The sequence below is a fragment of the Microbacterium sp. 1S1 genome, assembly GCF_008271365.1.
Classification (GTDB): Bacteria; Actinomycetota; Actinomycetes; order Actinomycetales; family Microbacteriaceae; genus Microbacterium.
In genome coordinates this window covers 1,274,910-1,287,906 of the sequence record NZ_CP043430.1, presented here as the reverse complement: position 1 = coordinate 1,287,906, position 12,997 = coordinate 1,274,910, and the positions used below count along the sequence as shown (strand labels likewise).

Here is a 12,997-nt window from a genome sequence, read left to right as displayed (position 1 = left end):
GGCTCTTACTTCGCTCCGTCCGCGTAGGCGCCGACCAGGCGCACTGCTCCACCATCGACGCCCTTGGCGCCCTGCTCGAACTCGCCGGCCGGACGCGCGCCGAAACCCACCGTGCCGACCTGCCAGGAGGGCATGCCCTCGGCGGTCAGCGCCGCGATCGCGGCGTCCTTCTTGTCCGCCGCCACCACGGCGAGGAATCCGATGCCCAGGTTCCAGGTGCCTTCGGCCGATTCCAGCGTGGAACCCGCGATGTCGCTCAACACCCGGAAGACGGGACTCGGCGACCACGTGCTGCGGTCGACCTCGACCCAGCTCCCCTGCGGGAGCACGCGCGCGAGATTGGCCGCGATGCCACCGCCGGTCACGTGGCTCAGGGCGTGGACCCCGCCGGAGGCCTCGATCAGGCGCAGCAGCGGAAGAGTATACAGCCGCGTCGGCTCCAGGAGAGCCTCGCCCCAGGTGCAGCCGAAGTCGGCGGCGTTGTCGCCGTAGGAGATCCCGGCACGGGTGATGATGTGGCGCACCAGCGAGTAGCCGTTGGAGTGCAGGCCGCTGGAGGCGACAGCGATCACCGCGTCGCCGTCCTGCACGCGCTCCGCACCGAGGATGGCGTCGGCTTCCACCACCCCCGTCGCCGCGCCGGCGACGTCGTAGTCGCGCGGCCCGAGGAGGCCGGGGTGCTCCGCCGTCTCGCCGCCGACGAGCGCGGTGCCCGTCGCCGCGCACGCCTCGGCGATGCCCCGCACGATGTCCGCGATGCGCTCGGGAACGACCTTGCCGCACGCGATGTAGTCGGTCATGAAGAGCGGCTTCGCGCCCACGACGACGATGTCGTCGACGACCATGCCGACCAGGTCCTGCCCGATCGTGTCGTGCTTGTCGATGGCCTGCGCGATCGCGACCTTCGTGCCGACGCCGTCGGTGCTCGTCGCGAGCAGCGGGCGCCGGAAGTCGCGCAGCGCGCTGGCGTCGAACAGGCCGGCGAAACCGCCGACACCGCCGAGCACCTCGGGGCCGTGCGTCGCGCGGACGGATGACTTCATCAGCTCGACGGCGAGATCGCCCGCCGCGGTGTCGACGCCGGCTTCGGAATAGGGGTTGGTGGGGGAGGCAGCCACCCAGACAGCCTACCGCCCGTCGGCGGGCCGCCGGCCCGTCGCTCCCCTGCTGCTTACGGTTCCGAAAGATGTCGCCCGTTCGCCCGTCGCCCTGCCTAGCGTGGGCGGTCCCGCCTCGCGACCCGACCTCACCGGTCTCGAGCGAGGGCCCGGACAGAAAGGACCTGCGATGACCGACCCGACCCCGCCCGTACGCCCCGAACAGCCACGTCTGCCCGCGCATTCGTTCGGAGCGCCCGCCGCCGCACCGCCGCGTTCGATCACGGCGCTGTTCGAGGCGCGAGTTGCCGAGGATCCCGATCGTTGCGCCGTGGAGCACCTCACGGCCACGGTGACGTACGGCGAGCTGAACGACGCGGCGGAGCGCCTGGCCGCGCATCTGCGCGTCCTGGGCGTCGGTCGCGGCGACGTGGTCGGCGTCTTCCTCGAACGATCGATCGCCATGGTGGTCGGCATCCTCGCCGTCCTGAAGACGGGCGCCGCCTACGCCCCCCAGGACGCGCGCATCTCGCCGCGCGCCCAGCTGCGGAAGGTCGCCGATCAGGCCGGCATGCGCGTCGTCCTCACCACCGAGCGCTTCCTCGGACTGATGCCCGAGGACGTGGACGTCGTCCGGATCGACGACGAGTACGCGGCCGCCGACCAGAGCACGGCCGCGGCGTCCGACCCGTCCGACACCTGCGCCGTCATCTTCACCTCGGGAACCACGGGGACGCCGAACGGCGTCCAGGTGAGCCACGGCAATCTCGTCAACCTCCTCGCCCAGTCGCCGGGCGACCTCGGGATCACGCCGGGCACGCGGGTCGGGCAGGTGCTCAACATCGCCTTCGACATGGCGATGTGGGAGACGTTCGGCGCGCTCGTGCACGGCGGCACGCTCGTGATCCGCGGAGCCGACATCGCCGCCACCGCCGAGAGAGTCGACGTGCTCGTCGCCACCCCCAGCATCCTCGCCACGCTCTCGTCCGCGCGGTGCTCCGCACACACCGTCGCCGTGGCCGGCGAGCGCTGCCCGCAGGCGCTGGCCGACGAGTGGGCACAGGACCGCCGCTTCCTCAATTCCTGTGGCCCGACGGAGATCACCATCATCAACACCCTCGTGGAGCACACCCCGGGGCGGCCGCTCACGATCGGCGGCCCGGTGCCGGGGACGAGCGTGTACGTGCTCGGTCCGGATCTCCGCCCCGTCGCGCCCGGAGAGAGCGGCGAGATGTGGGTCGGCGGAGCGGGGGTGACGACCGGGTACATCGGCAATCCGGAGCTCACGGACGAGCGCTACCGACCCGACCCGTTCGTCGCGGGCGGCCGGATGTTCCGCACGCGCGATGTCGGACGCTGGACCGAGGCCGGCGAGCTCGAGCACCTCAGCCGCACGGACGACCAGGTGAAGGTGCGCGGCTTCCGCGTCGAACTCGACTCCGTCTCCCGCGCCCTGGAGACCGCAGCAGGATGCACGGCCGCGGTCACGGTGCGGTGGGACGCCCGGAGCCTCGCAGCGGTGATCGTCCCGGCCACCGCCGATCCCGCGGCGGCACGCGCCGCGGTCGCCGAGCTCCTCCCGTACTACTGCGTGCCGACGGAGGTCGTGGCCGTGGACCGGCTGCCCCTGACCCCGCGCGGCAAGGTGGATCGGACCGCGGTCCTCCGACTCCTCGAAGCGTCCTCTTCGACCAAGGCGGCCGCGTGACCGCCACGACGGCGACGCCTGCCGACCGGAAGCCCGCCCTGACGGAGCGCTGGTCGCGCCTGCGCCGCTCCCGGCATGTGAAGCCGTACAACCGGCTCGCGATCCTCATCGTCGCTCTCAACGCCGTGGGCTTCGCGGTGATGCCGCACCCGACGGCTGCGGAGGCGTTCGTCGCGGCGGGGATCAACGTCTCGCTTGCGGCGATCGTGCGCCAGCAGTACGTGATCAACCTGCTCTTCCGGATCGCCACCCGGGCACCGCACACCCTCCCGTTGCGCATCCGCTGGGGGCTGGGGAAGATCTACAGCTTCGGCGGCGTGCACGTCGGGGCCGCGATCGGGGCGGCCGCCTGGTACGCCGTGTTCACCGCGCGCACCATCGCGGATGGAGCGTCCACGCTGTTCCTCACCACGAGCGTGGCCGGAGCGCTCATCCTCGCGTCGATGCTCGTCACCTCACTGCCCGGGCTGCGGGCCCGCCACCACGACGCGTTCGAGCTCACGCACCGCTTCGGAGGGTGGGCACTGCTGGCGATCGTCTGGGTGCAGGCCGTCGCGATGCTCGCCCAGGCGCAGGCGACACCGGCGCAGTACCTCACCTCGGCTCCGCTGTGGCTGCTCGCGGCGACCACGGTCAGTATCGCGCTGCCCTGGCTGCGGCTGCGTCGCGTGCCGGTCGAGATCGAGACCCCGTCCAGCCATGTCGCCATCGCACGATTCGACCACGGTGTCACTCCGTTCGCCGGGTCGTCGACGACGATCAGTCGCAGCCCGCTCCGGGAATGGCATGCGTTCGCCAACATCCCCGCTCCCGGGGAGTCCGGCTTCCGCCTGACCGTCTCGCGCGCCGGCGACTGGACGAGTCGGCTCATCGACGACAAACCGCGACACCTCTGGGTGAAAGGGATCCCGACCGCCGGGGTGGGTAACATCGACCGGCTCTTCACGAAGGTGGTCTGGGTCGCCACGGGCAGCGGAATCGGCCCCTGCTTGCCGCACCTCCTCGCCCGCACCGCACCCGCACACCTCGTGTGGTCGACGCGGTCGCCCGTCGAGACGTACGGGCCGGGCCTCGTGTCCGAGATCCGCGACGCGGTGCCCGATGCGCTGATCTGGGACACCCGCGCAGACGGCAAGCCCGACCTGCTCATGCTCGCCCGCCGGGCGGTGCAGACGAGCGGTGCCGAGGCCGTGATCTGCATCTCCAACAAGAACACCACCTGGCCCCTCGTCGAGGGGCTCGAACGAGAAGGCATCCCTGCCTTTGGAGCGATCTGGGACTCATGAACGACACCTTCGAAACCATCGAACTGACCACAGCCGGGCCCGTGGCGCAGATCCGCCTGCGGCGCCCCGAGCGTCGCAACGCGCTGTCCGGCCTTCTCCTCGCCGAGCTCGCCCGCGTCTTCGACCGCCTCGCACCGCGCCCCCTGGCAGGAGTCGTCCTGAGCGGCGCGGGTGTGGCGTTCTCCGCCGGGGCCGACATCGGAGAGCTCCGCGAGGCCCGCGCCTCCGCCGACCCCGCCGCCGCCGGTCAGGCGATCGCCCGGAGCGCCAAGGCGCTGATGATGCGGATCGAGGAGGCCCCGTTCCCGACCATCGCGTGCGTCGACGGAGCCGCCGTGGGCGGGGGACTGGAGCTGGCGCTCGCCTGTGACACCATCTACACCACCGCCGACTCGCGTTTCGCGCTGCCCGAGCCGACTCTGGGACTCATCCCGGGCTTCGGCGGCGTGCGCAGGCTCGTCGAGCGGGTGGGGCCGGCGTTGGCGAGTGAGATGGTCCTGACGGGCCGCACACTCGACGGTGAGGAGGCGCGGGCCTGCGGGCTGGCGTCCCGAGTGGTGGCCGCTCCCGCGCTGCAGCAGGAGGCCGCGTCGGCCCTCACGGCCGGTGCGCCCCGTTCCCGAGCGGCGACAGCCCTCGCCCGGTCCGCACTGCGGGCCGCCGTGGAGAGCAGCCGGCGCGCCGCCTTCGGGGAGGAGACCCGCCTGTACGGGGAGGCCTTCCGGCTCGACGACAGCGAGGAGGGCCTCGCCGCCTTCCTCGAGAAGCGGCCGCCGACATTCCCCGCCGCCAACGCCTGAGACAGAGAGAGGGCCCGGGTCGCCATCGCGAACCGGGCCCTCGTCATCGGGGAAGAAGGGGTCAGCTCCCGCCGGCGACGGTGTCGCGAGCGTCCTGGGCGCTGCCCTTCACCTCGTCGACGGCGCGAGTCGCGTCGTCCTTGACGTGCGCAGCGGCCCCCGCGGCCTCGTCCTTGACCGCGGCGAAGGCCTCCTGAGCCGGTTCCTTCAGGTCCTGTCCGATCGTCTTGGCGACCTCCGTCGCCTCGTCGACCAGCGGCTGGGCCTTGTCCTTGACCTGTTCGGCCAACTCCTTCTCCTTCGAGGACGCCGGGATGACGGCAGCCACGACGAGACCGGCGGCGAAGGCCATCAGCCCCACGGCCAGCGGATTGCCCTGCGCCTTGGCGACGGTGTGCCGCCCCGCGTCGGCGACCGAGGAGGAGGCGTCCCCCAGCCGGTCCCCTGCGTCGTCGGCAGCGCCCATGACGCGGTCGACGACCGAGCGCACTGCGCCCTTCATCTTCTGCGTCTGACGGTGGACGACTTTCGAGGGCGTGACCTTGTCGGCGAGCGCGTCGACATCTCTGCCGAACTCCGCTCGCGTCCGCTCGATGTCGGCGCGGATCGCGTCGGGTGAATCGCTCATTTGTTCTCCTCATTCCTCTTCACCGCATCGGGGATGCGCTTGAGGCTGTCCACGGTGCGCGGAGCCCCTTCGATGCTCTTCAACTGCTTGCGTCCGGTCATGAACAGGACGAGGGCGACGATCGCCCAGATGACGGCGACGATCACGGCGGACCAGCCGAGGCCGGTCACGTACGCGCCCAGGGCCCACCAGAGGGCGACGGACAGGAAGAAGACGGCCATCAGCGCGGCGTATCCCGCCCCGCCGAGCATGCCCGCCCCGCGACCGGCACGGGTGGCCGACTGCTTGAGCTCCGCCTTCGCCAGTTCCAGCTCCTGCCGCATCAGGGTCGACAGGTCGCTGGTGACCTCGCTCAGCAGATCGCCGAGAGACGTCGTCTCGGCCTTCTGCTCCGAGGGTGTGGGGGTGGCGTCGGTCATGGTCGCTCCTCGTCACCGGATCCGCGGTTGGCGGCGTCCGTCCGGTCGTAGAGCGGCGTGTCCCCGTCGTCCACCGTCTCGCCGCGGGGAGTGACACCCCACGGTGCCGTGCCGGCGTCGATCCCGCTCATGCCGTCCGGTGCGCCGGGCACCGTGCCGTCGGTCGGCAGGGGTGGCTCGCCGAGGGTCGTGTTCTCGGCGACTCCTGCACCGCCGACCACTCCTGCGGCACCGGCGCTGCCGGGGACGGCCCCCGGAGTGCCCGCAGCCGGGACGACGGGGCGAGGCGGAATGGCCGGAGTCGCCCCTGCGGCGGCGGAACCGGGCGTGCCGGACCCCGTACCCGAGGAGGCGGAGTCCGCTGCGCCCTCGGAGAGCGCACGGGTCAGCCGGCCGGCCACGAGACCGGCGAGCGCCGCGACGGCGATGAACGTTCCGGGCTTGGCGCGTGCGTACGACTTCACCTCGGTGAGGAGCGAACCGGGATCGCGGTCGCCGATCCAGCCGGCGATCCCCTGGATGCGCGTCGACGCCTGGCGGACCAGGTCGGCCGCGACGCCCCCGTCCGCGTTCTGCGCCATCGAATCCAGCTCGCCGCCGACGGACCGGAGTCCGTCCGCGACCCGGCGCTGCTGCACCGCCGCCTGCTCCGACAGTTCGTTCTTGGTCTGGTGATACAGGTCTCGGACCTGATCCTTGGCTTCGTGAGCCACCGCGCCGACTTCGGACTTCGCGGTCTCGACGACGCCCGCCGCCTCGTCCTTCGCCGTGCCGGCGACACCTGCCGCCTCGTGTGCAGCGGTCCGGACCGTCCCCGGAGACTCGGTCGTACCGCCGCCCGCGGCACCTTGTGCATTGCTCTGCGACATCGTTCTTCCTCTCGACTCCCGCCGACGGCCGCCGACGTGCCTGCAGTTCTACTCCGGGGGTCGAGGATCGCAGCGAGGGTTGACGCGGCTCTCGCAGAGCATTACCGTGCCGGGGCTCGGCGCGGCCGCCGCGCCCGCCTACGATGGGGCCATGGCCGACAAGCCGCAGTGGCTCATCCGCGAAGACGCGAGCGTTTCGGTGCTCGTCGCGCTCGCTCTCCGGCAGCTTCTGGGCATCCGGGCGCCGCTGGATCTGCCGGCCCTCCGCGACCTTCCGGTCCGCGCGCCGGACGCCGCCGACGCGTCCTCCGAGGTCGAGGCGCAGTGGCGCGACTACTGGGACATGACCGTCGAACCGCGCGCGCATCACTCCGACGTCCCGCTGGAACTCATCGACGGCTTCGACACTCTGGTGGCCCTCCCGGCGAGCGGCGCCGAGGCGCTCACCGCGGCGATCCGTCCGCATGCCGGCAGCGCGGTGCGCTATGCGGAGACGGCGCACGATCGCTATGTCAGAGCGATGAAGAGCCACACCGGCGGAGACGCCTATCGGGCGTACGCGAGCGCGATCGCGGAGTTCGAGCGCGACATCGGCCGCCGCGCCCACTCGTTCGAGTTGAACGTGCAGGTGCTGCCGTTGTCGCAGCGCGGAGTCTGGTGGATCGGCGACCTCACGGTCGCGGTGACGGACGGACTCCGACGGGACGTCGTGGCGTTCGACTCCGCCATCCGCCCCGTGATCGCCGAGCTCGCCTAGCCGCGGTCCGTGTCGTCGTCGTCGTCGACCACGGTCTCCCGGTCGACGGTCACGACGCGATCGTGGCGACGGGCGAGACGCTCGAGCACGAGCCCGGCGACGCCCCCGAGAGCGAGCCCGATCGGGGCGGTCCAGAGCAGGAGGAAGCCGAAGACCTGGCCCGGGGGATAGACGACGTCGAGCGCTTCCGACTGCTCGAAGCTACCGGTCATGGTGAGGATGCCGGCGGCTATCACGCCCAGCACGACGCCGATGCCCATGAGCACGCCGTACCGCGGCACGCGGCGCACGGTCGCTTCGACGGTCTGGTGGCTGTCGTGAGAGGGCATGTCTCCATTGTCCCACCGTCCAGAGGCGCCGCGCACCCGGTAGGCGGAACCGCCCTCCTCCCTGTGCGCCAGGGGAACGGCGGTTCCGCAGCCCGCCGGACTCAGCCCTCGGTCGTCGTCTCGGCCGGCTCCCCCCTCCGCACGCGGCGTGCGATCAGCACCCCGCCCGCCGCCAGGGCCACGACGACCAGGCCGCCGATGATCCACGGCCACACCGGAGCCTGCTCGGTCGTCGCCGGCGCGGGGACGGCCGCCGTCGCGACGCTAGGGCCGCAGCGGGAGCACGGCGGCGAGGTCCGCGCGCGTGCCCGAGGCGTGGATGCGTCCGGCTGTCGCGGCGTCGGCCCAGGCCTCGGCGCCGGTGGCGACCGCGATCCAGGTGGCGGCGTCCATCTCTACGACGTTCGGCGGTGTGCCGCGCGTGTGCCGCGGACCCTGGATGACTTGCACGGCCCCGAACGGCGGGACCCGCACCTCGACGCTGTTGCCCGGCGCCTTCTCGTCGAGCAGTTGCAGCAGATAGCGCACGGCCGTGGCGAGCTCCGCCCTCGGCGGCTTGGCGCCGGCGGCCTCCGCGTCCCGGACGGCACCGAGCGCCGCACGCCCGTCGACGACGTCGATCTTCTTGGCCATCCCCCCACCCTAGATCCGCCACGGCGGCCCGGTCATAAGCTCGATGACATGAGCATGCATCCGCAGGGCGCCCGAGCCGAGCTGCTCGCCGCCGCGGCCGACCCGTCCTGGAGCGTGCCGATCCCGCCTCTCGCCGACCCCGGCACCGCGCACGACGCCGCCGTCCTGATCCTCTTCGGCGTCTTCGACCGCGTCCCCGCGCCCACGGTCGACGCGGCCGTCGCGCGCGACCTCGACGTGCTGCTGCAACGCCGCGCCCCGACTCTCTCGTCGCATCCCGGTCAGGTCTCCTTCCCTGGCGGACGCACCGAGCCGGCCGACGCCGATGCGGTGGCCACAGCGCTCCGCGAGGCCGAGGAGGAGACCGGCCTCGACCCCGCGGGCGTCGAGGTCCTCGCGACCCTCCCCGCCATCCCGCTCGCGGCCAGCAACCACCTCGTCACCCCCGTCCTCGCGTGGTGGCAGTCGCCGTCCCGCGTCGTCGCCGTCGATCACGCCGAGACCGTGGAGGTGTTCCGCGTGCCCGTCGCCCAGCTCCTCGACCCCGCGACCCGGTTCACCTCGACCGTGTCCCGCGCCGGCCGCACGTTCCGCGGGCCCGCGTTCGACGTGGACGGCACGATCGTGTGGGGGTTCACCGCCATGGTGCTCGACGCGCTGTTCGACGCGACCGGCTGGACCGTGCCCTGGGACACGGCCGCCGAGCGCCCGATCGAGCTCTGACCCCGCCGCCTCTCACCCACCGACCCGGTGCACAACTCAGGAGAACCACGGCCGATCTGCCCGGATCAGCCGCCGGCTCGCCGCAGCCGGACCCATCGTCCTGAGTTGTGAACGAGGCACTGCCCGAAACCCCCGCTACACGCCTCGCTAGGCTGGACGCGTGAAGATCCTCGTCCTCGGTTCCGGTGCCCGTGAGCACGCGATCATCCTGGCGCTGCGCGCCGAGTCCACCGCGCACGAGATCCTCGTCGCCCCGGGCAACGCGGGCATCGCGCAGGACGCGACCCCCGTCGCCCTCGACCCGCTCGACGGTGCCGCGGTCACGGCCTTCGCCAATGAGCACGCCGTCGACCTGGTGGTCATCGGCCCGGAGGCTCCGCTCGTCGCGGGCGTCGCGGACGAGCTCCGCGGCCGCGGCATCCCGGTCTTCGGGCCCGGCAAGGCCGCCGCGCAGCTCGAGGGCTCCAAGGCCTTCGCCAAGCGGGTCATGGACGCCGCCGGTGTGCCCACCGGCCGCGCGGTCCGCGCCGCCACCGTCGCCGAGGTCGAGGCCGCGTTCGACGAGCTCGGCGCCCCGCACGTGGTCAAGGCCGATGGACTCGCCGCGGGCAAGGGCGTCGTCGTCACCTCCGACCGCGCGGAAGCCCTGGCGCACGCGGAGCAGTACCTCCCGGCCGGCCCCGTCCTCGTCGAGGAGTTCCTGTCCGGACCCGAGGTCTCGCTGTTCTTCCTCAGCGACGGCGACACGGTTCGGGCTCTCAGCCCGGCGCAGGACTTCAAGCGGGCGTTCGACGGTGATGCCGGTCCCAACACGGGTGGGATGGGCGCGTACTCGCCGCTGCCCTGGCTCGCGGAGCAGTTCGGCAGTGAGCGGGCCTTCGTCGAGGAGGTCACCCGCGACGTCGCCCTCCCGGTCGTCCGGCAGCTCGACGCCGAGGGGACGCCGTTCATCGGGCTCCTCTACGCCGGTCTGATCCTCACCCCACACGGCGTCCGCGTGATCGAGTTCAACGCGCGGTTCGGCGACCCGGAGACTCAGGTCGTCCTGCCGCGACTGGAGACCCCGCTCTCACAGCTGCTCTTCGCCGCCGCGTCCGGCACGCTCGAGGATCAGCCGGAGCCCGTGTTCCGCGACGAGGTCGCGATCACCGTGGTCCTGGCGAGCGAGGGGTACCCGGAGGCGCCGCAGACCGGGCGCCCGATCGAGGGCCTGGCCGACGCCGCCGCCGTCGAAGGGGTGCGTCTGGTGCACGCCGCGACCGCCAGCCCCGACGCCCCGGGCGGATCGCTCATCGCGACGGGCGGCCGCGTGCTGAACGTCGTGGCCGTGGCCCCAGACTTCCGCACCGCGCGGGCCCGCGCGTACGACGCCATCGGGCGCATCCGCCTCGACGGCGCCCACCACCGCACCGACATCGCCGCCCGCGTCGCCGACTGACCACCGCCGCGAGTAGCGCACAGGGCTGCATTCCTCGACGGAATGCAGCCCTGTGTGCGAATCGAACGGGGTCAGAGCACCTTGGACAGGAAGTCCTGGAGGCGCTCGTTCTTGGGAGCACCGAACAGGTCGGCGGGGGCGCCCTCCTCGACCACGACGCCGCCGTCCATGAAGACCGTACGGTCGGACACCTCGCGGGCGAAGCCCATCTCGTGCGTCACGAGCACCATGGTCATGCCGCCCTCGGCGAGATCGCGGATGACCTGCAGCACCTCACCCACCATCTCGGGATCGAGAGCGCTGGTGGCCTCGTCGAACAGCATGATCTCGGGGTCCATCGCAAGGGCACGGGCGATCGCCACGCGCTGCTTCTGACCGCCGGAGAGCGACGCGGGCTTCGCATCCGCCTTCTCCGAGAGACCGACACGCTCGAGCAGCGACCGGGCACGGTCGCGGGCCTCGGCCTTCGTCATGCGGCCGAGCTCCACCGGGGCGAGCGTGATGTTCTCCAGCACGGTCATGTGCGGGAACAGGTTGAAGTGCTGGAACACCATGCCGATGCGCTGGCGCACCTCGTCCAGCTTCACGCTCTTGTCGGTGAGGTCGACGCCGTCGATGACGACGTGCCCCGAGGTGGGCTCCTCGAGCTTGTTGAGGCAGCGCAGCAGCGTCGACTTGCCCGAGCCGGAGGGGCCGATGACCGCGATGACCTCGCCGTCCTCGACCGTGAGGTCGATGCCCTTGAGTACCTCGTTGTCGCCGAAGGACTTGTGCAGGTCCCTGACCTCGATCTTGCTCATGCGTTGGCCTTCCTCTCCAGGCGGTTCGCGAGCAGCGTCAACAGCGTGATCACGACGAAGTAGATGATGGCGACGATCGTCAGCACCTGCGCCGAGAGATACGTCGAGGCGATGATCTGGCGCGAGACGAACGTCAGCTCGGCGAGACCGATGACACTGATGAGCGAGGTGTCCTTCAGCGTGATGATGCCCTGGTTCACGAACGACGGGATCATGATCCGGAACGCCTGCGGCAGCACGACCTTGCGCATCGTCTTCCAGTGGCTCAGGCCGAGCGAGCGGGAGGCCTCCGCCTGACCGGGGTCGACGGCCTGGATGCCGCCGCGGATGATCTCCGTCATGTACGCACCGGTGTTCAGCGACAGGGTGATCGCACCGGCCACGAACGGATCGAACTTGAGGTCGGGGATCAGCTGCGGGATGGCGAAGAACACGAAGAACGCCTGGATCAGGATCGGGGTCCCGCGGAAGACGTAGACGTAGGCCGTCGCGACCCAGCGGAACGGCGCGAACTTCGACAGGCGTCCGAATCCGAAGATGATCCCGAGGATGAACGCGGCGACCACCGCGACGATCGTGGCGAGGATCGTGAGCCAGAGCCCCTGCATGAGGGCCGGCCAGTACTTCACCGCGACCGAGATGATGTCGGTGGGCTGCGCCTCCTGCGCGTCGTCGCCCGACGCGAGGTAGGTGTCCACGATCTCGTCGTACTCGCCGGAGTCCTGCAGGTTGGCGAGGCCGGCGTTGAACATCTCCAGAAGCTCGGCGTTCTCGCCCTTGTTCACCGCGAAGCCGTACTCGCCGCCGAGCGCGGGCTCGCCGACCAGCCGGAAGCCGGACCCCTGCTGGATGCCGTAGGCGAGCACCGGGAAGTCCTCGAAGTAGCCGACGGCCTGACCCGCCTTGACCGCATCGACCATGTCGGTCGTGTCCTGGTACGGCGTGATGCGGAAGCCGTACTCGTCGGCGTTCTCCTCGGCGAAGGTCTGCCCCTGCGTGCCGGTCTTCACCGCGACGGTCTTGCCGTCGAGGTCATCCAGGGACTCGATGTCGCTGGACTCGAGCACGCCGAGCTGCACGCCGCTCGTGAAGTACGGGTCGCTGAAGTCGAAGGTCTGCTGGCGCTCCTCGGTGATCGACATCCCGGCCATGACGGCGTCGACCTGGTTCGACTGCAGCGCCTGCACGGCGGCGTCGAAGCCGAGCTGGCGGATCTCCACGTCGAAGCCCTGGTCCTCGGCGATCGCACGCAGGAGGTCCATGTCGATGCCGACCAGGTCACCGGACTCGTTCGTGAACTCGAACGGCGCGAAGGTCGTGTCGGTGCCGATGACATAGGTCTCGCCGTCGTCGGCGGCTGTGGCGGGGGTCGCGCCGACGAGCAACGCGCCGACGGCGACGAAGGCGGCGAGCGCGGACGCGCCGGCGGTGCGGCCGAGGCGGCGCAGACGGCTCGGTGCAGAGGACGGATTTCGGCTCACGTCGAGAGCTCCTCGGGGATCAGATGGGG

14 protein-coding genes are annotated in these 12,997 nt (G+C 71.4%); 6 read left to right on the top strand and 8 right to left on the bottom strand.

What is annotated here, in order from left to right:
• Positions 1-5: 5 nt before the first annotated feature.
• Positions 6-1,118 carry a phosphoribosylformylglycinamidine cyclo-ligase gene (purM, locus tag FY549_RS06380; protein WP_149084303.1) on the bottom strand — a complete coding sequence of 371 codons (1,113 nt, stop codon included), beginning with the start codon at positions 1,116-1,118 and terminating at the stop codon, positions 6-8.
• Positions 1,119-1,287: 169 nt separating this feature from the next.
• Here purM and FY549_RS06375 point away from each other — a divergent pair, with 169 nt between their 5' ends.
• From FY549_RS06375 to FY549_RS06365, 3 genes are read left to right on the top strand one after another with little or no spacing between them, the layout of a single operon-like run.
• The gene (locus FY549_RS06375; RefSeq protein WP_149084302.1) at positions 1,288-2,805 is read left to right on the top strand and encodes an amino acid adenylation domain-containing protein; all 1,518 of its coding nucleotides are present in this window, start codon (positions 1,288-1,290) and stop codon (positions 2,803-2,805) included.
• Entirely contained in the window at positions 2,802-4,091 is a 1,290-nt protein-coding gene (locus FY549_RS06370; protein WP_200838913.1) for a hypothetical protein, read from the top strand. The genes FY549_RS06375 and FY549_RS06370 overlap by 4 nt, the downstream gene beginning before the upstream one ends.
• A complete protein-coding gene (locus FY549_RS06365) occupies positions 4,088-4,891 on the top strand; it encodes an enoyl-CoA hydratase/isomerase family protein (RefSeq protein ID WP_149084301.1) in 804 nt (267 codons plus the stop codon). Before FY549_RS06370 ends, FY549_RS06365 begins: the two co-directional genes overlap by 4 nt.
• A gap of 61 nt (positions 4,892-4,952) precedes the next feature.
• Here the strand turns inward: FY549_RS06365 and FY549_RS06360 are convergent, their stop codons facing one another.
• From FY549_RS06360 to FY549_RS06350, 3 genes are read right to left on the bottom strand one after another with little or no spacing between them, the layout of a single operon-like run.
• A complete protein-coding gene (locus FY549_RS06360) occupies positions 4,953-5,519 on the bottom strand; it encodes a DUF3618 domain-containing protein (RefSeq protein WP_149084300.1) in 567 nt (188 codons plus the stop codon).
• Entirely contained in the window at positions 5,516-5,938 is a 423-nt protein-coding gene (locus tag FY549_RS06355) for a phage holin family protein (protein ID WP_149084299.1), read from the bottom strand. The genes FY549_RS06360 and FY549_RS06355 overlap by 4 nt, the downstream gene beginning before the upstream one ends.
• Positions 5,935-6,807 carry a hypothetical protein gene (locus tag FY549_RS06350; protein WP_149084298.1) on the bottom strand — a complete coding sequence of 291 codons (873 nt, stop codon included), beginning with the start codon at positions 6,805-6,807 and terminating at the stop codon, positions 5,935-5,937. The genes FY549_RS06355 and FY549_RS06350 overlap by 4 nt, the downstream gene beginning before the upstream one ends.
• Before the next feature lie 151 nt (positions 6,808-6,958).
• Here FY549_RS06350 and FY549_RS06345 point away from each other — a divergent pair, with 151 nt between their 5' ends.
• Positions 6,959-7,564, top strand: coding sequence for a zinc-binding alcohol dehydrogenase (locus FY549_RS06345; RefSeq protein WP_149084297.1), 606 nt, complete (start codon positions 6,959-6,961; stop codon positions 7,562-7,564).
• Here FY549_RS06345 and FY549_RS06340 read toward each other — a convergent pair.
• Together FY549_RS06340 and FY549_RS06335 are read right to left on the bottom strand one after the other, a co-directional pair.
• On the bottom strand, positions 7,561-7,893 hold the full coding sequence (locus tag FY549_RS06340) for a potassium transporter Trk (RefSeq protein ID WP_149084296.1): 333 nt from the start codon (positions 7,891-7,893) through the stop codon (positions 7,561-7,563). The two genes, FY549_RS06345 and FY549_RS06340, sit on opposite strands and share 4 nt — an antisense overlap.
• Positions 7,894-8,157: 264 nt before the next feature.
• Positions 8,158-8,526: a sterol carrier family protein gene (locus tag FY549_RS06335; RefSeq protein WP_149084295.1), complete on the bottom strand. Its 369-nt coding sequence runs from the start codon at positions 8,524-8,526 to the stop codon at positions 8,158-8,160.
• Positions 8,527-8,574: 48 nt separating this feature from the next.
• Here FY549_RS06335 and FY549_RS06330 point away from each other — a divergent pair, with 48 nt between their 5' ends.
• Complete coding sequence (locus FY549_RS06330) at positions 8,575-9,249, top strand: NUDIX hydrolase (protein ID WP_149084294.1); 675 nt, start codon at positions 8,575-8,577, stop codon at positions 9,247-9,249.
• Between the two features lie 160 nt (positions 9,250-9,409).
• Positions 9,410-10,687, top strand: a complete 1,278-nt coding sequence (purD, locus tag FY549_RS06325) for a phosphoribosylamine--glycine ligase (RefSeq protein WP_149084293.1) — start codon at positions 9,410-9,412, stop codon at positions 10,685-10,687.
• 71 nt (positions 10,688-10,758) lie between these two features.
• Here purD and FY549_RS06320 read toward each other — a convergent pair whose 3' ends face one another.
• Positions 10,759-11,487 carry an amino acid ABC transporter ATP-binding protein gene (locus FY549_RS06320; RefSeq protein ID WP_149084292.1) on the bottom strand — a complete coding sequence of 243 codons (729 nt, stop codon included), beginning with the start codon at positions 11,485-11,487 and terminating at the stop codon, positions 10,759-10,761.
• Positions 11,484-12,968: an amino acid ABC transporter substrate-binding protein/permease gene (locus FY549_RS06315; protein WP_149084291.1), complete on the bottom strand. Its 1,485-nt coding sequence runs from the start codon at positions 12,966-12,968 to the stop codon at positions 11,484-11,486. The genes FY549_RS06320 and FY549_RS06315 overlap by 4 nt, the downstream gene beginning before the upstream one ends.
• Positions 12,969-12,997: the final 29 nt, after the last annotated feature.